Raw genomic sequence first — 21,031 nt, forward strand, 5'->3', positions numbered from 1 at the left:
CGTGAAAAAAACTATTCGTATTGGTACTCGCGATAGTCAGTTAGCATTATGGCAAGCCCATACTGTTCAGGACAAATTAGAAGCCTTAGGCTATACAACCGAATTGGTTCCTGTGAAATCTACCGGTGACTTACAGCTTGAAAAACCCTTATACGAATTAGGCATTACAGGTATTTTTACCAAAACCTTAGACATTGCCATGCTCAACGGATCTGTAGATATCGCTGTGCATAGTATGAAAGATGTGCCTACCTTATTACCAACGGGTATTGTACAAACTGCCGTGCTTGAAAGAGCCTCAAGCAACGATATTTTAGTGACAAAAGGAACGTTTGCTCCTGAAAAAGCAGCGACTATTGCTACAGGAAGTCTGCGTCGTAAAGCACAATGGTTGCACAGATATCCAAATCATGAAGTAGTTGGTTTGCGAGGAAACGTGAACTCTCGCTTGCAAAAATTAGAAGACAATCCGTGGGAAGGCGCCATTTTTGCCAAAGCAGGATTGGAACGCATAGAAGTGCTTCCCGAAAATTATATCGATTTAGATTGGATGATTCCTGCACCATCGCAAGGGGCAATGCTTGTTGTCGCTTTAGAAAACGATGCATTTAGTGTGGAGGCTACTTCAAAACTGAATCATACACCTTCCGAAATATGCACTCACGTGGAGCGCGAATTTTTACGTGTATTAGAAGGAGGTTGTACTGCTCCAATTGGCGCTATTGCAACCATTATTGAAGATAAAGTTCAGTTTAAAGGGGTACTTTTTTCACTAGATGGAGTCACTAAAATTGAAGTTGAAAAAACAATTGAAACCTCAAATTACAAAGGCTTCGGAAAGAAATGTGCTGACGAAGTTTTAGCCAACGGCGGAAAAGAATTAATGGCTTTGATTAAAAGTGGTTTGGAGTGATGCACAAAAATATTTTAGCAACGAAAACCCTAACCGCTTCGCAAGAAAAAACAATGCGGAATGCTGGTTTTTCAGTTGTTTCTTATGATGCCATTCAAATTGAATTTAGTGATTTCGAAGTTCCTTCAAATATTGAAAACATTATTTTTACGAGTCAGAATGCTGTCAAATCATTTCTAAAACAGCAGTCATTTCAAGAAACAGCAGCATCAAATTGTTTTTGTGTAGGAGAAAAGACGAAAGCATTTTTAGAAGAAAATGGTCAAAAAGTATTCAAAATGACTCATTATGCTTCAGAATTAGCTGATTTCATTATAAAAAACCACAAAAACGAAGCTTTTCATTTTTTCTGCGGAAACATACGAAGTGATGTTCTTCCTTCAGAATTAAAAAAAGCGAATATTCCTCTTTTTGAGACAGAAACGTATAAAACAACACTAAATTTGAAGCATTTTGACCAAAAATGGGACGGAATCCTGTTTTTTAGTCCCAGTGGCGTTCGTAGTTTTATAGAAGGATTTAAAAATGCAGAAGAAGAAATTCCTTCTTATTCTGAAACCATCGCCTTTTGTATCGGAGCTACAACAGCTTCCGAAGCAAAAAAAAACAACTTACAGACACGTATAGCTGCCACTACAACGGTAGAAAGCGTACTCGAAAAAGCAATAGAAACGCTTACAAAGCGTAACAAAACAGACGAAAAAAGTACTAATTAAAAAACTCCTTTCTTTTTGGAGATAGCGATATGATAAAAAACGATTTATTTTTAAGAGCATTAAAAGGTGAAACTGTAGATAGACCACCCGTTTGGATGATGCGACAAGCAGGAAGATACCTTCCTGAGTTCATGGAAATTAAAGAAAAATACGACTTTTTTACACGTTGTCAAACTCCCGAGTTAGCGAGTGAAATTACCGTACAACCTATTCGTCGCTACGGAATGGATGCCGCGATTTTATTCTGCGACATTCTTGTGATTCCGCAAGCAATGAACATTCACGTTGAAATGAAACCAGGTTTAGGACCTTGGTTGCCAAATCCTATTCGTACGCAAAAGGATTTAGAAAGCGTGATTGTTCCAGATATTCACGATACGTTGGGCTATGTGATGGAAGCGATTAAAATGACCAAGGAAAAACTGAACGATGACATTCCGTTGATTGGTTTTGCTGGAAGTCCGTGGACCATTTTATGCTACTGCGTACAAGGACAAGGAAGTAAAACGTTTGATAAAGCGAAAGAACTTTGTTTTACAAAACCTACGGTAGCACACGAATTGCTTCAGAAAATTACCGACACCACCATTCTATATTTAAAAGAAAAAGTAAAAGCAGGTGTAAATGCTGTGCAACTTTTTGATAGTTGGGGAGGCATGCTTTCGCCTACCGATTACCAAGAATTTAGCTGGCAGTATATGCAACAAATTATCGATGCTTTAAAGGATGAAACTCCTGTAATTGCCTTCGGAAAAGGATGTTGGTTCGCACTCGATACAATGGCTAAAAGTGGTGCTTCGGCTTTAGGAGTAGATTGGACGTGTTCGCCTACAAACGCGCGTTACCTTTCTGGCGGAAAAATTACATTACAAGGAAACTTTGATCCCGTTCGATTGTTGAGTCCGCCGGCTGTTATTAAAAAGATGGTGAAAGAAATGATTGATGACTTCGGAAAAGACAGATATATCGTAAATTTAGGTCACGGTATTTTACCAAATGTACCTGTTGAAAATGCAGCTGCCTTTATTGAAGCTGTAAAAGAATACAAAGCAGACTAATGAATATTTGGTTGCGAATTAAGCGATTAAGCCTTTCGCAATTGACACAATTAGGTTTTTTGTTTCTGAAAAATCCATTGCTCATTTGGCCTACATTTCAGGCGACAAAGCGAACAATGGCGCTTTGCGACGGTTTATTTGGAAAGAGTCACCATAAGAGCAATCAAGCAAACGCTTTTAGACACGCCCTTTGGAATATTTTAATTTGTAAAAATGTACTAAAACGAACCAAAACCACGCAGAAAGCAGTGATTTGGGCTCAAAAAATGACACATTTGTATGAAAAAGTGACTCAAAACCCACTTTTAGACGAAAAAATGGATTTGCACAACAATGAAATCGGACAAATGTTATTTCTGAAGGTTTTTGATAAAAAGGAAGCGGAAATCATTCAAATACTCGAAAAAGAAGTCGAAAAAGCACAAAAAATAGACAAAATTGAAGATTTTGAATTAGCGACAAATAGCTTGGTTTATTTAGAAGATAAGTACACAACAGCAACGAAATGATTAAAAACATCGTAAAAGGAATAAAAGCCTACGCAGGAACTTTTAAACTAATCTCGACATTAGGGCTTTGGAAGTATTTTGGTATTCCAATGTTAATTAGCTTATTCACTGCGACGCTTATCGGGTTTGCGGCTTGGGGCTTTTCAGATAATATTGGAGGCTTTATTGCTAAAATTTGGTTTTGGGAATGGGGATCGCAAACGTTTAGAACAATTAGTGATTTTCTAGGAGGGTTAACTGTTGTAGCATTAGGTTTCATACTTTACAAACACATTATAATGGCGCTGAGTGCCCCATTTATGAGTCCTGTTTCTGAAAAAATTGAACACCATTTATTAGGAGATCTACACATACACAGAGACACTACAAATGCCGCACAGCTTTGGCGTGGTGTTCGAATTAACGTTCGAAACTTGTTGATGGAATTACTCTTTACCATTCCAATTTTACTCCTTAGTTTAATTCCTTTTGTCAATATCTTCTCGTCTGTTCTATTGTTTTTAGTACAATCGTATTATGCTGGTTTTGGAAATATGGACTACACCCTCGAGCGTCATTTTAAGTACGATGAGAGTATTCAATTTGTAAAAAGAAACAAAGGAATCGCCATCGGAAACGGAATTGTATTCATGGCAATGCTTTTAATTCCCGTGGTCGGAATTATTTTAGTACTTCCACTATCGGTGACAGCTTCCACTACCGAAACCGTTCGATTGCTTCAAGAAGCGAAAAAAGTGACTGCTTCAACAACCCCTCAAAAAAATCTTCATGTATAAATCTGATTCAATTTCGATTGTTCCATTTAAAACTGAAGACGCCGAACAATTATGCGGCATGATGTTGTTTAATAAGCTGCGGTTTGAACTGTACTTTCCGAATACATTGGCACAAAACCTATCTGTAAAAGCTTCTGAAGCCTATATTCTAAAAAAGCAAAACGAAATTAAAAACAATATAGAATTCACCTTTGCGATTAAGGAAACGAAATCAGATATTATTGCCGGAATTATTATTTTAAAAGAAATCAATCCTGCTTTAAAAGAAGCAGAATTAGCCTACGCAATAGACCAAACCTTTGGTGGAAAAGGATACACTTCTAAAGCTGTTTCTGTACTATCAGACTATGCGTTTACCACATTGGGCATAGAAACACTTCGAATTATTGTTCATAAAAGCAATGTTGCAAGTGCCAAAGTGGCTCAAAAAAACGGCTACCAATGGGTAAAAACATTGCCGAATGAATACACGCCCAAAAACGGAACGCCGCTAGATATGGAATTGTACGAACTTGAAAAACAGAGCGTTTAAAAAATTTATTATGAAAGAACAATTTGTAGCCTACATTCGAAACTTACAAAATACAATTACAGAAGGCATTGAGAAAATTGACGGTGCCGCAGTATTTAAAGAAGATATTTGGAAACGCCCTGAAGGTGGCGGTGGAAGAAGTCGTGTGATTGAAAACACCACAGATTCAAACGGTGTTTTTGAAAAAGGAGGCGTAAATATTAGTGAGGTTCACGGAAAATTACCCGAATCGATGCAACAGTATTTTGGGGTGACCGATGCTAACTTTTTCGCCTGCGGACTTAGCTTAGTGCTACATCCTATAAATCCGTTTGTGCCCACGGTACACGCAAATTGGCGATATTTTGAATTGTATAATGAGGCAGGAGAGGTTGTAAATAGCTGGTTTGGTGGCGGACAAGATCTTACGCCCTATTATTTATTCGAAGAAGATGCTACCCATTTTCATTCGGTGTGTAAAAGAGCGTGCGATGCACATAATCCTGAGTTTTACCCTAACTACAAGGAAAAATGTGATGCCTATTTTTACAATGCACACCGTGAAGAAGCAAGAGGTATTGGCGGTTTGTTTTTCGATTATTTAAAGGCTTCGGAAAGTATGCAATCGCAAGATTGGTACAACTTTGTAGCGGAAGTTGGAGATAGTTTTCTAGACGCCTATTTGCCTATTGTTGAAAAAAGAAAAGACCTTCCTTTTACGGAAGCGCAACGAAATTGGCAGGAAATTAGACGCGGTCGCTACGTAGAATTTAATTTGGTGCACGATAAAGGAACCCTTTTTGGATTAAAAACCAACGGACGTATTGAAAGTATTTTAATGAGCTTGCCTCCAAAAGTACAATGGATTTACGATCACCATCCTGAAGCGGGAAGTGATGAAGAAAAATTGCTTGAGGTATTAAAAAATCCTAGAGCTTGGGTGTAATTTCTATTTCCAAATAAGCGCCTTTTTTGAAGCGACTGTTGTTTGGTCATTAAAATGTTGGAACCGTGCTTTAAGCAATGTTTTTCTGCCATTTCGGTTTCTAGTGAATAACATCGTGGCTTTTTTTCCGTTGTGTTTTCTCCAATAATACAGAAACAGATTGGCGTCTTTTTTATGTTCGGCAAAAATTCCTGGAATGGCGTAGTAATTGGAATATCCCAACTGTTTCCGAAGCCAATTAGACTGCACAATTAAATACCTCGGATTGTCAATGGTTTGAATAATTTCGTCCAAATACGTTACAAATTGAAGTTCTTCTTGTACCGTTGCACCCAATAAATAACACGAAATCGCCCCTTTTTCAAAGGTTTCAATGCGTATTTTTAACTGTGTTTCAGGTGTGGTTATTATTTTCTTCTGACACATCGCTTGTACTACCGATGTTGCAATATTCCGAAGTTGACGGTCTTTACGACCAAATTTTAAATACAAGCGTATCGCTTTCCACAGTTTTGGTATAAACACAAATGCAAATCCTGAAGCAATGGCGTAGAAAAAGTACAACATTCCTCTGGTTAAAAAAGCACCTATATTTTTTACAAAAAGTTCGGGTATTGTAATCAAAACAAGGGCTACAAGTTCTAAAAAAGCGAATTTCACCACATCTTGATAAAGTAACTTTTTCGGTTTTACAGTTCTTTTTTTAGAGCTGTATTCAATTTTTAATTCCCGCACCAAAACAGCTCCTTCAGTAATGGCTTGATTCCATCGTTTGGATACTGCTTCTCGATGAAGCGCTAAGCTTTTCATCTTCTTATTAAGCGAATCCGCTTGTAAATCCGCGTCTAAAATTCCAAACCGATCCGATCCGTTTTCAATATAAGGAGTGCCTTCTAACGAAACGCCACAAAAAGCATCAAAGCGCCGCAATAAAAGGGCGACATCGACCCCACCTTGCTCGTGGGTTGGGTCTAAACAGGCAATATGCCAAATGTTGGCGACCTTAAAAGGATTGGTTGGGAACACCCGAATAGCACGTCCTCGCATCTGATTGGACATCACGAAAGAACCTACAAACGAAGCCAATATCAAGGTGTTAATTGCCGGTGCATCCCAGCCTTCGCCCAGCAACGATTTGGTTCCGATTAAAATTTCAATATTCCCTGCTTCAAACAGCTGGGTGATTGTGCTTACAATCTCCTTTTTCCCTTGAGTTGTAGGCGTTATTACCGTAAAATTAGTGTCTGGTAAGGGTGTTTGGTTAAAATCTGCTTCGGAAAGAAGTTTTACTAATTCTGAAACGAGTTCTTGATGCACCACAACGAGGCTTCCCGTTAAAACGGCTATTTTCGATTCTTGAACCGCAGGAATTTCACTCAATTGAAGGCGTAAATACTGGAAAATAGGAATTACCCCTAATTTGTTTATTTCTGAAAGTTTCGAAGCTTCATTAATGCTCAGAAACTCACTTCGAATGTAATCTGATAAAATCACCATTCGCAAATTGCGTTGCATGGCATCAGATTCGATGTTGACAATTTCTACAATGCTTTTAAGTTTGTTCGGGCTTTGCGATAACGAACGGTAGAGCTTCTTTTCACCTTCAAGATTTACACGCTTTTTGTCGAACCCTCCAATTTTCCGCAAGTCTTTTTCAATAGAAGAAAGCAAGGATTCATTATCTACATACGTTTCCCTTTCTGTCACTAAAAGCGGTTGTAATAACGCTTCAACCCAGTGGTAATTAAAAGAAGGATATGTTATTTTTTTGGTTGTTATTCCGAGTACGTTCGTTTTCTCTGGTGGAATAATCTTTCCGCAGGAATTTAGATAAATAAGCATTGCAGAATACAATTCTGGCTGACTAAAAATCTCTTCCAACGACGTTTCCGTAGCGCTATAAAAAGGATGCTGTGTTATAAATTGCTGAAGTTCTTCATTCTTCTGAAGGTCCAAAACAAACTGCAATAACTGCTCGCGATAGGTAATAATATCCTGAATTTGCGCTTTGGAAGGTTCTGAAAAATAGATGTAATCTTGATGCGGACATAAATTTCCTTCCTTCACCAATTCGGGCACGCCAATTTCCATATCGATAGGACCGCACAATTCAAAATACTTGGCGATTTCACTGTTTTCACTATCGTAAGGAGGCGTTGCTGTAAGCGAAATTAAGACACATTCTGGCAATTGCTTTAACGAGAAAAGTGGCTTCCACCATTCGTTTTTAAGGTGATGCGCCTCGTCTAATACAATGGTTTCAATATTCGCAGCTTCAAAAAAAGCAAGAAGTTCCGCGTCCGAACTTTCTAGATTATTTTTATAAAAAGAATGCAACGATTGATACGTAGAAAATGTAAGCGTTTCTGGATTTTTAATATCGAAAGAGGTTTCAACAGCAGACTCGTCTTTCACAAAACATTCCAACATACGCTCGTTCCACTGGTTCCGAATGGTAAGTGTAGGCGCCAATACAAGGGTCTTTTTTGAAATTTGACCAATCATTTCCAGCCCTAAAACCGTTTTCCCAGAACCAGGAGGTGCGACTACATGAAGGTGATTGTCATTTTTATGGGTTTCAAAACCTTCTAAAAACCGTTTTTGGTAGGTTCTCCATGAATATTTAAAACGAAATGTGTGTGATAGCGGGCTCAATATGCTTTTGACTCAATTTATAATAGTAAATTTGTAGCTCTAAAAATAGTCATTTCTATGTACCCATTACGAAGAAACCGCAGATTACGTCAAAGCGATGCCATTAGAAGCCTCGTGAGAGAAACCATTATCACTCCAAACGATTTTATAGTCCCTCTTTTTGTTACTGAAGGGAAAGGAATTAAAGAAGAAATTGCTTCTATGCCGAATTACTACAGGTATAGTCTAGATCTATTAGCTGTGGAAGCAAAAGAATTATGGTCGTTAGGCCTTAAATCGGTCTTATTATTTGTGAAAGTATCAGATTCGTTGAAGGATAATTCTGGAACTGAAGCTTTAAATGTAGATGGATTAATGCAACGCGCCATTAAAACGGTTAAAAATGCGGTTCCTGAAATGTTGGTCATGACAGACGTTGCCTTAGATCCGTATTCTATATATGGTCACGACGGAATTGTTTCCGGAGGAAAAATTTTAAACGACGATTCGAGTGCTGTTTTAGCCGAAATGGCCTTATCACACGCAAAAGCGGGCGCCGACATTGTAGCACCGAGTGATATGATGGACGGTCGTATTTTTGAAATGCGTACCCTTCTGGAAGACGAAGGTTTTTACGACACCGGAATTATGAGTTACAGTGCAAAATATGCTTCTGCTTTTTACGGTCCGTTTCGTGATGCTTTAGATTCTGCTCCTGTCGATATTCAAGACATTCCGAAGGACAAACAAACCTATCAAATGGATTATGCCAATCGCGATGAAGCCATTCGTGAAACCCTGATGGATATTGAAGAGGGCGCCGATATTGTCATGGTAAAACCAGGATTGTGCTATTTAGACATTGTTCGAGACATCAAAAACGCTGTCGATGTACCTGTTGCTGTATATCAAGTAAGTGGCGAATACGCGATGCTGAAAGCTGCGGCTGAAAGAGGCTGGTTGAATCACGACGCTGTGATGATGGAACAAGTAACTGCGATTAAAAGAGCGGGTGCTAGCATGATGGCAAGCTATTTCGCGAAAGATGTTGTCAAGCTAATTTCTTGATTGTGAAAAAACTCTTACTAATAACCTTCTTTCTTTTTGCCGTGAACTCATTTGCGCAACAGGCGAATGCAAAAGACGCTTTCTTAGTAAAATGGGAAAATTCTAAGGATTATTTGATTGCAATTTCCGAAGCAATGCCGGAAGACAACTACAGTTTTAAACCTACGGAACGGCAAATGAGTTTTAAAGAACAGCTCATTCACATTAAAGGCAATATGGATTGGCTCAGTACAAGTTACTTCTCTGAGGAAGAATTTAAAAAGGAAGTTTCAGATATACCGGCTACAAAAAAGGAGACTATTGCATTGGTATCTAACGCTTTTGATTTTGTTTCAGAAATAATTAAAAACACTTCCGAAGCAGAACTAAATGAAACTGTTTCGTTTTTTTCTGGCCCTAAAAGCAAGCTTCAAATCTTAAATCTACTACAAGATCATGTGACACATCATAGAGGACAATTGATTGTTTATCTTAATTTAAATGAAATTGAGCCTCCTCAATATGTTGGGTGGTAAAACTGATTTCTTAGTTTAACGCAAAATCTTTAATTATTTTTTTACCGCCAAGGTCGTAGTTTAGTCCGATGGTGGAAACCACATTGCCGTTAATTTCGGTATTTTGATCAAAATTTTGTCCAAACGTATAGGTCAGTAATAGGGTATCGGTTAGTTTATATTCTAGGGTCAACACCGCTTTTAAATCTTCAATGTTTTCTTCGGAATTGGTCGTTTCAAATGCGCTACTTGTAGAAGAAGTTACATTCTGAAAACGGAAAATAGCTTCTCCTGAAAGAGAAAATCGTCCTGTTTGAAAGGCAATTTTAGCACCCGCATCTATATTTTGAGTTTCGCTATTGGTAGCAACGATTCTATTTTCAAGATAGCGTACCACTCCTAAAAATTCGAATTGATCGCTTTTGGTACGGTACGAAGGTGTGAGCCAAACGCCCCATTTGTGAATGTAACTGTTGTTAAATTTACTCTCTTGAAAATCGAGTGCCATCGCAGAAGAAAATTCTAAATAAAAGCCTTTGTAATTTGTTTCTTGTTCAACAATTAATGCCTCCACTTTAGCCGCTTTTTCTTTCAGTTTTTGCTCAATACCGACAGTTTTGTCTGATAGAATTTTACTTAGATTTTTAAAAACTTCTGCTGCAAATGTATTGGGCGCCTGAATTAGATACACCTCTTCAAACAATGAGGGAAGCACTTCTTCGGTATAAATTTTTCGAGCCATTTCTTCTACTTCAGTACTTAGGTCTTGGGTGTCAAAAAACAGTTCTAATTCAGCATTAAATTTTTCTTTTAGTTCATCGGCATCATTGATGGATGGGTTTTCTGCCAACACTTGGAATAAAGGTTGGTAAGCTCCTAAAATGGAACGTTGTGTTTTCTTTAATTCTGAAACCGCAGTCATCAGTTTTGAGCGATTCTCTTTGGAAGGGCTTCCTTTAAAAAGAAAAGTTCTGTACCCAATTCCCATTCTCGTTCCATTAACAATACTATCTAACTCCGAGTTTATATCGATGGTGGCAATAGAAACTGATGAATTCTGCAATACATTACTCGCTATGTTTTTTGAATTAATTAGATCTTCAAATGAAAGTTTTGGATGTGCCGCCAACCAAAAAGGAGTAAACTCTAAGGCGACATTTTGCGGAATTGAAAAGCCTTCAGTATTGCTTAAATTTTCGAACAAACTGGCCTGAAAAGCTTCATACGAAGTGGGACGTGCAATTTCTGCCGGTTGTATTCCCAAAATGGTAAACGCAGGTGAAGACGGCGCTTTCAGCTCGGTTAAGTCAATTTTCTGACTCTGAACCAACGCAGTACAAAACAGAAAGAGTATCGTTACAAAAAATGAAGTCTTTCTCATTATGTAAAATATATTTGAGTTGAATAAAAAATAGTTCCGTTGTCCTCCGCTACTTCTTCCCTATAGGTTGCTACTTCAATATTGTTAATCAAATACGTAATACTCGTGGCATTAGTATGTTGGTTTGTATCTGTTACGATGGAACCAATAAGAATGAATTTTCCCTCCATTTTAGCACCCGTTCCAACTTGAGTGTTTACTAAGTTTCCGGTGTGGTAGTTTCCCTCTATATCTTTAAAAGAAGAACTTCCGTCTTGTCCTTCCCCAAATTTTATAGTCAAATAATATCGTTTCCCTGAGTCTACATTAAAGCTAATGTCGTTTCTAATTAGTTTCATTGGTTTTCGATTTTTATGCTGTTGATTATTGTATCAAAAACAAGCACGTTTGGATACTCAATCACTACAACAAGGAGTAATACCGTTTTTTAATCTTAAATTTCAATTGGGGAAAAGACTAACGATGCGCTAATTTACACCATACAATGTTCAAATATAGGTTTTATATGATCTTTTGAACAGCTATTTAAGCATCTTATTTATAGCGCTTAACACTTTGATATTGAATTAAATGTATGGATTTTTAATTACTTCAGCAATTTTTTATAAATGCAGTCTTAAAAATGAATATCAAACCCAAATCTAAAGTCAATAGAATCGTTAGTACCATCTAGAGTGCTATAACTTAAATCGCTTTGCACCTTAAGTTTATGGCCTACAAGGTATTTTGACCCTCCTAGCGTATATTGTTTTCTTGTAAAATTGGTAGTACTGTAAAGATCTAAGGTTGTACATCGTCCGGCAATTTCGTAGTTATTTTTAAACAAATATCCTGCTTGAAAGTTAAGAGCATTTCCAGTTAACACCCTAGCACCGGTCGGGGTTGTCCCATCTACATCTAGTGCTATAGGCTGGGCTGCTTCTCTGTTAGCATATTCAGCCATAAAAGAGAACCCTTGGTATTTAAACATAGCATCGGCAAAAATAGTGGTAATGTTTGTCTCATATAAGGAGCCATCAGATTTCAACATATAATCTCCTAAACCGCTTCTTTCTCTTACTGCATTTTCATTGAAATTATAGGTAAAGCCAACCATTAATTTGGGATGAGCCTCTCGTTGTAAATCTGCCTGAATATAATCGCCCTTCGATATAAATTCACCGAAAGGCAAAAACTCTAAACGTCCTGTATACTGTAAGCCTCCATTGTTTCCCTCTGTTACATTACGTCCTTCACCTTGGGTGATGGCAAGTTTTTCTCGCATTAAAAATTGATTTCCTAGAGTTGTTTTATGACGTAGTTGAATTCCTAAATCACGATCAATATTAAAACGACTATTCAATAAAGAGCGGTCTATAAGTTGAAGATTGGCAGAAGACACCACACGCTCTATGTTTCCGGGTAACTTAGCTTGCCCTGCCCAAAGCTCAAAGTCTTTAGCAAAATTCCACATAATTACCGCATCAAAAATAATATTTGGGGTGTCTCTGTTATATTGGTTTGCGCCAGCAACATCCCTATTTGATAGGCCTAATTCAAGTTTAAATTTTAGTTTTGGACTATAAGCAAACCCATCAAATTTAAGTCGGGCACGGCGTACCATAAAATTATGTTCTGGACTTTCATATTGTAACCCGTCATGATTCCATGAAGATTCTGATCGGACTTGAAATCTTGGCGCAAATTTTATACTAAAAGAGCTGTCTTTTGCCGTAACGTTTATGAGTCCTTTCCCAAAAGAAGTTGTACTTATTTCTTGTGCGTTTACTGAAATAAATATGCTTATAAGTAAGACAAATGTAACTTTAAATTTCACTTTGATAATGGCTTATTTGTCGCTAAAAGTAGCTAATTAATATGTTAACAAAACGTTTCCTTAATGTTAATATAAAAAACACGAACAAATTCTTAAAAATGAAGCGATAGGGTTTTTCCCTTAAAACAACCATTTCAGAACAAAGACTCAAATAATTAGCAAAATTTTAAACTTTTAAAAAAATTAATGATATACATTTGTCGCGTGAAACATTTAAAAACATTCGGAAGTATCTTTTTCCTTTTAGCCTTTCTTCTGGCTTCAAGTCCGACTGTTTTTGGTTTTTCTGAAACTGTTACTGAAACTTCTTCAAAAAAGACAAATACGTACAAAGCGGCTTCAACCGACAGCACGATTTATTTTGAAGAAATTAATGGTTCTGAAGGGTTTCACCATTTTTTAGAACTTAATTATTCACCTTCTCCTTTCATTTACTCAAAAACCTACGAACTAGGCTTTGAAAAAAGAAAGCGGATTTCTTATATCAATTCTGCCCATGTTCCGGACCAACGGATACGCATAGGGCAACACATTTTTCCATTCCATTTTTTCTGGTAATTACTTGTATATCTTTCGTTTAAATCCTTTTAAACAAAGGTCATTTCCTCGTTTTACGGGATTTGTATGCAATAAAATTATTCAAATTAAAAAACATAGTACCCATGGAAAAAAGTTCAATCATCACAGATATTGTACTAACATTATTAGTTGTAGTACCCATCGCTTATCTTATATTACACATTTCAGGAAGAGATAAAAAAGTACAAAAAACCATTACGAATCTCGCTACTTCAAACGGTTTAAACTTAAGCAATTTTGAAATTAGTGGAAATCTCGTTTTAGGAATTGACGACACTCATAAAAAACTAATTTATTCAAACAGAAAACGACTTGAAGACGATTTTAAAGTAGTCGATTTAGCCGAGTTAAACGAGTGTAGAATTAAAACCACACACCTCACTAAAACAACGCTAGGTTGGGTTGGATTAGAGTTGGTAGGGAAAAATTCTAAACAGGAAATTGTTTTTTATGAAGAAGAAAATGAAGAAGGACCACACATTGAGTCTGGTGCTTGTCTGCAACTTGCAAGAAAATGGGAGAAACTAATTACTCCTTTAACCAAAGCAGCATAAGTAAAAGAAAAGAGCTGTCTAAAAAGTAAAAACAATCCGTTTGTCTAGTCGAACGGACCATAAAACATACTTTCTAGACAGCCTTTTTTTTTGTATTTTGGAGCCTCCTCACAAAGCTTCAAACTATGAAAACCGCTTACTTGGCTACTGTTACCGGAACGCTCGAAATTAAAGGAGACGAAAATGGTCTGGCTTCTGTCTATTTTTTAGATTCTGAAATACCTTCTTCGGAAGAAATCCCTTCAGAATTACAAGCTGCTGTAACACAACTTACCGAATACTTTGAAGGAAACAGAACAATCTTCAACCTACCCTTAGCTCCTGAAGGTACCGAGTTTCAGAATAAAGTTTGGAATCAATTACAAACAATCCCTTTCGGAAAAACAACTTCTTACCAACAAATGGCAAACCAATTAGGCGATCCTAAAGTGATTCGCGCAGCTGCTTCTGCCAATGGAAAAAATCCGATTTCTATTATAATCCCATGTCACAGAGTAATTGGCAGCGATGGTTCTTTAACAGGATACGCAGGAGGATTGCATCGTAAAAAATGGTTACTTGCACACGAAAGCCCCGTAACACAAGGATCTCTCTTTTAAAATTTATAACCTTCTCTTTCTTTATGAAATATCTAAAACGTATTTTTCAATACACCGTTTCCCTCCTTACATTGGCTTTCATTATACTGTACATCGCTGGATATGGGTACATTATCAAAGGGATTCAAGTAGTCTATCTTACAGGACACACCACGGCTTTTATCACCGATCACGTTTATTTTGAAAACGAGATTATTAGACCAAGCAATCAGCCGCAACTATGGAAAAATCATGAAGATTACAACACCGTTCCAGCTACCGAAACGCTTTCAGAAACAAATGAAAAACTTGGAACCGTTGCCTTTCTCATTATAAAAGACGATCGTATTTGGTACGAGAAGTACGCCGATGACTTCGGAAAAGATTCGCACACCAACTCTTTTTCGATGGCTAAAAGTATAACCTCCGCCATGCTAGGAAAAGCCATTCAAGACGGTTTTATTAAAAGTTTAGACCAGCCTGTTGCCGATTTTTATCCTCAATTTGACCCTGCTTTAACGGTGGGCGATCTTTCTTCTATGGCTTCGGGTCTCAATTGGGATGAGTCGTATTCGAGTCCGTTTAGTCTAACAGCGCGCTCCTATTTTGGAAAAGATTTAGCAAAAACAATTCTTTCCTTAGAAGTGACCGAAACTCCTGGACAAGCATTTAAATACCTCAGCGGAAACACTCAATTACTAGGAATGGTGATTGAAAAAGCAACCGATAAAAAACTGGCGACCTATCTTTCTGAAAGTTTTTGGGAACCTATGGGTGCAGTACAAGCTGCTTTTTGGCAAATAGATGACGGTGAAAACCGATTGGTAAAATCGTATTGCTGTATTGCTAGTAATGCACGTGATTTTGCGCGCTTCGGAAAGTTATACAACAACAAAGGCGCTTGGAACGGAAAGCAACTTTTGGACTCCTCATTTGTAGCAACCTCAACCACTCCTCGTTTTGAAAATAGTCCAGAATATGGCTACGGGTTTTGGCTCAGTGATCATTTAGGCAAAAAAATTATTGTGATGCGTGGTATTTTAGGGCAGTATGTAATTAGCATTCCTGAAGACGATGTCATTATAGTTCGTCTCGGACATCAGCGTGGAAAGCGTACCGAAAAGCCATTCTCTAGTGACTTTTATACCTATGTAGAAGAGGCATACGCCATGTTGGAATCGAACTAGACTTTTTTTTGTATTTTTAACCATCACTCCTCTATTTTAGTACGTTCAAACTATGCTTAAGAGAATTTCATTGGAACATATCCTCTTTCTGGATATTGAAACCGTTCCGCTACACGCAAATTTTAACGATCTAGACGATACGGGAAAATTACTTTGGGAATCAAAAACGCAATACCAACGCAAAGATGAATTTACACCAGAGGAGTTTTACGATCGTGCAGGAATCTGGGCCGAATTTGGTAAAATTGTCTGTATTTCGGTGGGCTATTTTAAAATCACAGGAGACACCAGAAATTTTAGAGTTACTAGTTTTCACGGAGCAGAAGACACCATTTTAAAAGAGTTCAAAAACTTACTTGAAATTCATTTTAACAGACCCCATCATTTATTATGTGCTCACAATGGAAAAGAATTCGATTTTCCGTACATCGCACGACGCATGGTAATTCTCGGGATTGATCTTCCTCCTAAATTAAATCTCTTCGGAAAAAAACCCTGGGAAGTTCCCCATTTAGACACCTTAGAATTATGGAAATTTGGCGATTATAAAACCTTTACTTCTCTTAAGCTTATGACTCATGTTTTAGGTATTCCGTCACCAAAAGATGATATTGATGGAAGTCAGGTTCGCGATGTTTTTTACAAAGAAAATGACATAGATCGTATTGTTATCTATTGCGAAAAAGACACCATTGCGGTGGCTCAAGTGTTTCTTCGCCTTCGGAATGAGGACCTCTTAAATGAAGATGAGATTCTTTCCGTTTAACTTTTTTGCAAACGTTCAAATGTAGTTAAAACGGCTTGAATGCTTAGAATTTTGTAAATTTCAAGGTATATTACGTAAAAATTGAAAAAAATGAAATTGAAAAACACAAAAAAACTATCACTAGTATTGTTTTCTGTAGGTGCTCTTTTAGTTTATTCTTGTAAGGAAGACCCGAAAACGAATGATAAAACGACAAAAACCGAGACAACTTCTCCGGCAGAGACTAAAACTAAAACGGCAACTCCAATTAAAACAGTAGATGGTGTGGCGTTAAACCCTGCTCATGGACAACCAGGACATCGTTGCGACATATCGGTTGGAGCGCCTTTAAATGGCTCATCGACACCCGTAAAGACCAACACCCAAACGTCTGACGTTATTTTAAATAATGGTACTAACAATACTACTACATTGCCAAAAGGCACATTAAACCCAGCTCATGGACAACCAGGACATGACTGTGCTGTTAAAGTTGGTGATCCTTTATAATAAAGACCATAAATAACATACATTAAAAAACCCGTAAGCATACTGCTTACGGGTTTTTAACTAAACTATAATTTACAACAATTACTCTCTAACAAAACGTTCGATGAATTTTTCATCACCCGCGTTTACTTGAAGTATATACACTCCTGTTTGTAAAAGAGAGACATCAATTGTATGCTCAAAAGCACTTTTTGCAACAACTTGTCCTACTAAGTTATACACTACATAGTCCGTTGCTGTGGCACCTATTACTTCAACATTTAAAGTGGTTCCTTGTACTGGATTTGGATACAGGTTTAATTTTGCATCCGTAGCTCCTAAAACAGTTGTGTTTGTGCCACCCATAACTCCTTGGTTAAATGGATTGCTTCCGCCAAGAACAACAAGATAGTCCTCAACTTCACCGTAGCTAAACGATTCACATGATGTTGGAATTCCGTTGTATTTCATTGAAACACGCATTCTTGTAGGTCCTGCCGAAGCACTTCCAGGTACTGTAAAGCTTCCTGAAACAGAGGTAGCAGTAGATGCACTTCGAGAGTACACCAATTCACCAGAGTCCCCAAAATCACCATCACGGTTGTAATCAATCCATACTGCATACCCTTCAGAATAAACAGTTCCTGTCCAAGCGGGTGTAATAGTAATGGTATTTGTTCCGCTTAAATTTGTAGAAATTGACGTATAATCACCATATCCACCTGCTGAAGCTCCTGTTGCATTGTTAATGCTTCCAACTTGCACACGTTGAATGTACTCATCTGAGGTATTATTACCATTAGAAGCACAATATCCAGTTGGAGGCGTTCCTCCACCACCACTTCCAGTAGTTACACTTACATTATCAATCGCAATATCTGCTTGCCATGTAGTTCCGGTTACTCTGTTAAAACGCAATTGTACATTTCCTCCTGCATACGCTGAAAGATCGATTGTTGCGCTTAACCAGCTATTTCCTTTGTTTCCAGATTCGCTCCAAAGGCTTGTCCAAGACCCACCGTTATCATCACTTGCTTCAACAGCAATACTTCCCATGTCGTTTGCACCATACATATGGTAGCTAAAATTAAAGTTAGCAGCTGAAACGGCACTTAAGTCTAAACAAGGAGAGTTTAAAATGGCACTCTTACTTGGATAATTTGGAGAAGATGCTTCTACATATAGATACCAAGATCCTGCAGCACCACTAGAAGGTCCTGTGTTACTTGAAGGTGTTCCGCTAGCATCACGTGTCCAATCAATATCATCTGCCGATGATTGTGACCAAGCTCCTAATCCACTTTCAAAACTTTCAGAATAAGGGAAAGAAGAAATTCCTCCCGTACAAGCACTTCCGCCACCACTTCCAGTTGTGGAAATAGTTGCTGTATTACTATACCCAGAAACATTTCCAGCGTCATCTTTTGCACGTACTCTAAATGAATATGCCGTAGAAGCCGTTAAGCCTGTAATTTGAGCTGTGGTTCCTGTAACTGTTCCTAAGTTTGTCGTTCCTTGATACACATCGTACCCTGTCACGCCAACATTATCTGTTGATGCATTCCAAGCAAGGTCTACTGTTGTTTGTGTGGCTCCAGAAGCGGTAAGACTTGCAGGAACTGAAGGTGCTTCTGTATCTGCTGTAGCGCCTCCTAAATTCACTGTATAATCCTCAACTTCACCGTAATTAAAGGTTTCACAAGAAGTTGGAATTCCATTGTATTTCATAGAAACACGCATTCTTGTTGCCGTTCCAACCGTACCAGTAGGTACTGTAAACGTTCCGCTATTTGGTGTGTTTGTGGATGCCGCTTTAGACCAAACTTGCTCTCCCGCATCACTAAAATCATTATCACCGTTATAGTCAATCCATACCGAATATCCTTCAGCATACGTAGAACCTGTCCATGTTGGAGTTACTGTAATTGTATAAGATTCCCCTTCTGTTAAGTCGGTAGAGATACTTGTGAAATCTGAATAAAATTGTGCTCCAGACGCATTATTAATTGTATTTAATTGTACACGACTAATATATTCGTCGTTTACATTGGTACTTGCAGAAGCACAATAATTGCTTCCACCGCCGCCACCGCCATAAGCGGCACCAACACCAACTGCGTGCCATGCATTTGTAACTGCAATTTCTTCAGGGCTATCTGCTCCATATAAATCGATGGCAGATTGTATCGCTCCCGTGCGCGCATTTGCAAAAGTAGAATTCGCAGAAAGGTAGTTGTTAATCGTTCTGTACGATATTGCTGCTGCTTTGGTCATTCCAATTCCTGAAACATTGTAAGCACTTCCAATATCGTTTGTTCCTGATCCACCAACTACACTTAAGTAAAACCAAAAGTTTAACACACCTGAATTGGTATGTACACCACAATAATCATTACTGTTTGTAGGAGTCCCACAATTCGGATTGATCCAATAGGTTCCTCCATAAGTATCTGGCTGACTTCTAGCATTTGGATTGCTCATTGAACGCAACCCAACAGAACCACTTCGTCTGTCAATTTCATCACCAATTAACCAAATGGAAGCATCTGGATTTGCATCGTTCCCATTTCCTTTTGCATAATGCTCAACCGCAGCTCCCCAAATATCTGAAAACCCTTCATTTAATCCACCAGATTCTCTTTGGTAGGCTAAGTTTGCGGTATATTCTGTTACTGCATGTCCTATTTCGTGTGCCGCCACATCGATAGATGTTAACGCATCAAAATATCCATTTCCTTCGTTTCCGTTTGAACTTCCGTCACCATAAGACATTACAGAACCATTCCAAAAGGCATTATCGTAGTTATTATCTACGTGTACATAACTACGTATTTGTGCTCCAGAACCGTTATAACTATTTCTGCTGTGAACATTTAACCAATAATCGTACGTTTTCATAGCACCCCAATGTGCATCCAATGCAGCATTGTCTTTGTTTGCACTGTGCTCTGCGCTTGTCCAATTATTATCGTTGTCTGTAAATTGTTGATAATTGTTTACATACGGATATGACGTATTTGTTGGAGCCTGATTTAAGGCATCACGTGTATATACTTTTCTACTAGCATCGCTTAAAATATAGCTAGAACCACTCAATGCCGTTTCAATGGTTTGCGTGCCGCTATAACGCGTTGCTGCTGTTCCGCTAACCAACATGAATGTGTCTTCTGCGTCAATTCTTTCACAAAACGTTTCTTCTGTTTCAACAGTAGCGCGTACTTCGCCCACATGTCCAAAGGTAGTAGCGTGCTTAATAATAGCATCGTAAAATAACGCTTGTCCGTTGTTGGCGTCTATGTACAAATTACCACGACTCATTGGGTTGACTGCAAAAATGTCAAACTTATAGGCTAGTTTATACGATGTAATATCGGCAACATCTCTTCCACTGTTAAAGTCTGGAAGGATCACCAATTCGCCTGTAGGCTTCTGGTAATTATCCATTTCTAAAGCAGCATCAGGAAACTCCCACATATATTTTTGTGCGCCTGTATGACTAATTGCTCTGTTAAAGGCTTGTATATTACTAATGCCTGGAGAAACGGTAAAATCTTCGTTAATTGGATAGTATTCTGTACTAATGGATTTCACTTTTCCTTCAGCACTATGTAAGTTAACAGTTCCGAATTCTACTTTAACACCTTTAAAGTATTGTTGTAATTTTTTGTGTGTAAATCCTAATTGATCTTGTTCTTGTTTAATGGTTGAGAAGGAAATCTCTGGGGAGGGAGCTAAAACTTCAGCAAGAACAGCGGTAGTGTTTTGGAGTGAGTAATTTTTGGAATCATCAAACACAAGCAGGCTTGGCGGTTGTTTGATGTTCTTTTTCTCATCAGTTTTGTTTTGTGAAATCACTTTTGTCGATGTCGCAGAAAAAATAAATGCAGACAAAGAGAAAAGAAAAATCATTCTCTTAGTTTTTTTCATAATAAATTAGTTAATTATTAATAAATCGGTTTGTTTATTAAACTATCTACTAAATAACTGTAAATTTCTTAAACTATAAAGTTTTTGACGTTAAAATTTTTAACTTTTACTTAACATTCTGGTCGTATTTATCTGTCAATCATCGTTTTT

20 protein-coding genes are annotated in these 21,031 nt (G+C 37.8%); 15 read left to right on the forward strand and 5 right to left on the reverse strand.

Annotated features, from left to right (window positions below; genetic code table 11):
- Nucleotide 1: 1 nt before the first annotated feature.
- The 7 genes from hemC to hemF are packed head-to-tail and all read left to right on the forward strand — an operon-like array spanning nt 2 to nt 5,429.
- Nucleotides 2-913, forward strand: a complete 912-nt coding sequence (gene hemC / locus BLQ00_RS03690; RefSeq protein WP_175445406.1) for a hydroxymethylbilane synthase — start codon at nt 2-4, stop codon at nt 911-913.
- Nucleotides 913-1,629 carry a uroporphyrinogen-III synthase gene (locus tag BLQ00_RS03695; protein WP_093140657.1) on the forward strand — a complete coding sequence of 239 codons (717 nt, stop codon included), beginning with the start codon at nt 913-915 and terminating at the stop codon, nt 1,627-1,629. The genes hemC and BLQ00_RS03695 overlap by 1 nt, the downstream gene beginning before the upstream one ends.
- A 29-nt stretch (nt 1,630-1,658) precedes the next feature.
- Nucleotides 1,659-2,687, forward strand: a complete 1,029-nt coding sequence (hemE, locus tag BLQ00_RS03700) for a uroporphyrinogen decarboxylase (RefSeq protein ID WP_093140659.1) — start codon at nt 1,659-1,661, stop codon at nt 2,685-2,687.
- Entirely contained in the window at nt 2,687-3,196 is a 510-nt protein-coding gene (locus tag BLQ00_RS03705) for a DUF6973 domain-containing protein (RefSeq protein WP_093140661.1), read from the forward strand. The genes hemE and BLQ00_RS03705 overlap by 1 nt, the downstream gene beginning before the upstream one ends.
- Entirely contained in the window at nt 3,193-3,972 is a 780-nt protein-coding gene (locus tag BLQ00_RS03710) for an EI24 domain-containing protein (RefSeq protein ID WP_093140663.1), read from the forward strand. The genes BLQ00_RS03705 and BLQ00_RS03710 overlap by 4 nt, the downstream gene beginning before the upstream one ends.
- Nucleotides 3,965-4,504: a GNAT family N-acetyltransferase gene (locus BLQ00_RS03715; protein ID WP_093140666.1), complete on the forward strand. Its 540-nt coding sequence runs from the start codon at nt 3,965-3,967 to the stop codon at nt 4,502-4,504. The genes BLQ00_RS03710 and BLQ00_RS03715 overlap by 8 nt, the downstream gene beginning before the upstream one ends.
- 10 nt (nt 4,505-4,514) lie before the next feature.
- On the forward strand, nt 4,515-5,429 hold the full coding sequence (gene hemF / locus BLQ00_RS03720; protein ID WP_093140669.1) for an oxygen-dependent coproporphyrinogen oxidase: 915 nt from the start codon (nt 4,515-4,517) through the stop codon (nt 5,427-5,429).
- A gap of 3 nt (nt 5,430-5,432) precedes the next feature.
- Here the strand turns inward: hemF and BLQ00_RS03725 are convergent, their stop codons facing one another.
- Complete coding sequence (locus BLQ00_RS03725) at nt 5,433-8,084, reverse strand: DEAD/DEAH box helicase family protein (RefSeq protein WP_093140671.1); 2,652 nt, start codon at nt 8,082-8,084, stop codon at nt 5,433-5,435.
- 57 nt (nt 8,085-8,141) lie between these two features.
- Here BLQ00_RS03725 and hemB point away from each other — a divergent pair, with 57 nt between their 5' ends.
- Nucleotides 8,142-9,131, forward strand: coding sequence for a porphobilinogen synthase (gene hemB, locus BLQ00_RS03730; RefSeq protein WP_093140674.1), 990 nt, complete (start codon nt 8,142-8,144; stop codon nt 9,129-9,131).
- A 2-nt stretch (nt 9,132-9,133) separates the two neighbouring features.
- Nucleotides 9,134-9,646 carry a DinB family protein gene (locus BLQ00_RS03735; protein ID WP_093141900.1) on the forward strand — a complete coding sequence of 171 codons (513 nt, stop codon included), beginning with the start codon at nt 9,134-9,136 and terminating at the stop codon, nt 9,644-9,646.
- A gap of 10 nt (nt 9,647-9,656) precedes the next feature.
- On the opposite strand, the gene BLQ00_RS03740 is transcribed toward BLQ00_RS03735, so the two are convergent.
- From BLQ00_RS03740 to BLQ00_RS03750, 3 genes are all read right to left on the reverse strand, one after another.
- Entirely contained in the window at nt 9,657-11,006 is a 1,350-nt protein-coding gene (locus BLQ00_RS03740; protein ID WP_093140676.1) for a hypothetical protein, read from the reverse strand.
- Nucleotides 11,006-11,344 carry a hypothetical protein gene (locus BLQ00_RS03745; RefSeq protein ID WP_093140679.1) on the reverse strand — a complete coding sequence of 113 codons (339 nt, stop codon included), beginning with the start codon at nt 11,342-11,344 and terminating at the stop codon, nt 11,006-11,008. The genes BLQ00_RS03740 and BLQ00_RS03745 overlap by 1 nt, the downstream gene beginning before the upstream one ends.
- A gap of 278 nt (nt 11,345-11,622) precedes the next feature.
- On the reverse strand, nt 11,623-12,822 hold the full coding sequence (locus BLQ00_RS03750) for a porin (protein WP_373287745.1): 1,200 nt from the start codon (nt 12,820-12,822) through the stop codon (nt 11,623-11,625).
- Between the two features lie 186 nt (nt 12,823-13,008).
- Here BLQ00_RS03750 and BLQ00_RS03755 point away from each other — a divergent pair, with 186 nt between their 5' ends.
- From BLQ00_RS03755 to BLQ00_RS03780, 6 genes are all read left to right on the forward strand, one after another.
- Nucleotides 13,009-13,380, forward strand: a complete 372-nt coding sequence (locus tag BLQ00_RS03755) for a hypothetical protein (protein WP_093140684.1) — start codon at nt 13,009-13,011, stop codon at nt 13,378-13,380.
- A 104-nt stretch (nt 13,381-13,484) separates the two neighbouring features.
- A complete protein-coding gene (locus BLQ00_RS03760) occupies nt 13,485-13,955 on the forward strand; it encodes a hypothetical protein (RefSeq protein WP_093140687.1) in 471 nt (156 codons plus the stop codon).
- Nucleotides 13,956-14,080: 125 nt separating this feature from the next.
- Entirely contained in the window at nt 14,081-14,554 is a 474-nt protein-coding gene (locus BLQ00_RS03765) for a methylated-DNA--[protein]-cysteine S-methyltransferase (RefSeq protein WP_093140689.1), read from the forward strand.
- A 23-nt stretch (nt 14,555-14,577) separates the two neighbouring features.
- On the forward strand, nt 14,578-15,720 hold the full coding sequence (locus BLQ00_RS03770; RefSeq protein ID WP_093140692.1) for a serine hydrolase domain-containing protein: 1,143 nt from the start codon (nt 14,578-14,580) through the stop codon (nt 15,718-15,720).
- Nucleotides 15,721-15,772: 52 nt separating this feature from the next.
- Nucleotides 15,773-16,486, forward strand: coding sequence for a 3'-5' exonuclease (locus BLQ00_RS03775; RefSeq protein ID WP_093140694.1), 714 nt, complete (start codon nt 15,773-15,775; stop codon nt 16,484-16,486).
- Between the two features lie 90 nt (nt 16,487-16,576).
- Entirely contained in the window at nt 16,577-16,975 is a 399-nt protein-coding gene (locus BLQ00_RS03780; protein WP_093140697.1) for a hypothetical protein, read from the forward strand.
- Nucleotides 16,976-17,056: 81 nt separating this feature from the next.
- On the opposite strand, the gene BLQ00_RS03785 is transcribed toward BLQ00_RS03780, so the two are convergent.
- Nucleotides 17,057-20,881, reverse strand: a complete 3,825-nt coding sequence (locus tag BLQ00_RS03785; RefSeq protein ID WP_093140700.1) for a M4 family metallopeptidase — start codon at nt 20,879-20,881, stop codon at nt 17,057-17,059.
- Nucleotides 20,882-21,031 lie beyond the last annotated feature (150 nt).

It is taken from the genome of Ulvibacter litoralis (genome assembly GCF_900102055.1).
In the GTDB taxonomy this organism is placed as follows: Bacteria; Bacteroidota; Bacteroidia; order Flavobacteriales; family Flavobacteriaceae; genus Ulvibacter; species Ulvibacter litoralis.

Excerpts from the sequence above, each read along its gene's own strand:
- BLQ00_RS03710 (WP_093140663.1), top strand. The coding sequence starts at position 3,193 with ATGATTAAAAACATCGTAAAAGGAATAAAAGCCTACGCAGGAACTTTT.
- BLQ00_RS03695 (WP_093140657.1), top strand. The coding sequence starts at position 913 with ATGCACAAAAATATTTTAGCAACGAAAACCCTAACCGCTTCGCAAGAA.
- hemF (WP_093140669.1), top strand. The coding sequence starts at position 4,515 with ATGAAAGAACAATTTGTAGCCTACATTCGAAACTTACAAAATACAATT.
- BLQ00_RS03765 (WP_093140689.1), top strand. The coding sequence starts at position 14,081 with ATGAAAACCGCTTACTTGGCTACTGTTACCGGAACGCTCGAAATTAAA.
- BLQ00_RS03770 (WP_093140692.1), top strand. The coding sequence starts at position 14,578 with ATGAAATATCTAAAACGTATTTTTCAATACACCGTTTCCCTCCTTACA.
- BLQ00_RS03780 (WP_093140697.1), top strand. The coding sequence starts at position 16,577 with ATGAAATTGAAAAACACAAAAAAACTATCACTAGTATTGTTTTCTGTA.
- BLQ00_RS03745 (WP_093140679.1), bottom strand. The coding sequence starts at position 11,344 with ATGAAACTAATTAGAAACGACATTAGCTTTAATGTAGACTCAGGGAAA.
- hemE (WP_093140659.1), top strand. The coding sequence starts at position 1,659 with ATGATAAAAAACGATTTATTTTTAAGAGCATTAAAAGGTGAAACTGTA.
- hemB (WP_093140674.1), top strand. The coding sequence starts at position 8,142 with ATGTACCCATTACGAAGAAACCGCAGATTACGTCAAAGCGATGCCATT.
- BLQ00_RS03715 (WP_093140666.1), top strand. The coding sequence starts at position 3,965 with ATGTATAAATCTGATTCAATTTCGATTGTTCCATTTAAAACTGAAGAC.
- BLQ00_RS03755 (WP_093140684.1), top strand. The coding sequence starts at position 13,009 with ATGATATACATTTGTCGCGTGAAACATTTAAAAACATTCGGAAGTATC.
- BLQ00_RS03760 (WP_093140687.1), top strand. The coding sequence starts at position 13,485 with ATGGAAAAAAGTTCAATCATCACAGATATTGTACTAACATTATTAGTT.
- BLQ00_RS03775 (WP_093140694.1), top strand. The coding sequence starts at position 15,773 with ATGCTTAAGAGAATTTCATTGGAACATATCCTCTTTCTGGATATTGAA.
- BLQ00_RS03740 (WP_093140676.1), bottom strand. The coding sequence starts at position 11,006 with ATGAGAAAGACTTCATTTTTTGTAACGATACTCTTTCTGTTTTGTACT.
- BLQ00_RS03785 (WP_093140700.1), bottom strand. The coding sequence starts at position 20,881 with ATGAAAAAAACTAAGAGAATGATTTTTCTTTTCTCTTTGTCTGCATTT.
- BLQ00_RS03705 (WP_093140661.1), top strand. The coding sequence starts at position 2,687 with ATGAATATTTGGTTGCGAATTAAGCGATTAAGCCTTTCGCAATTGACA.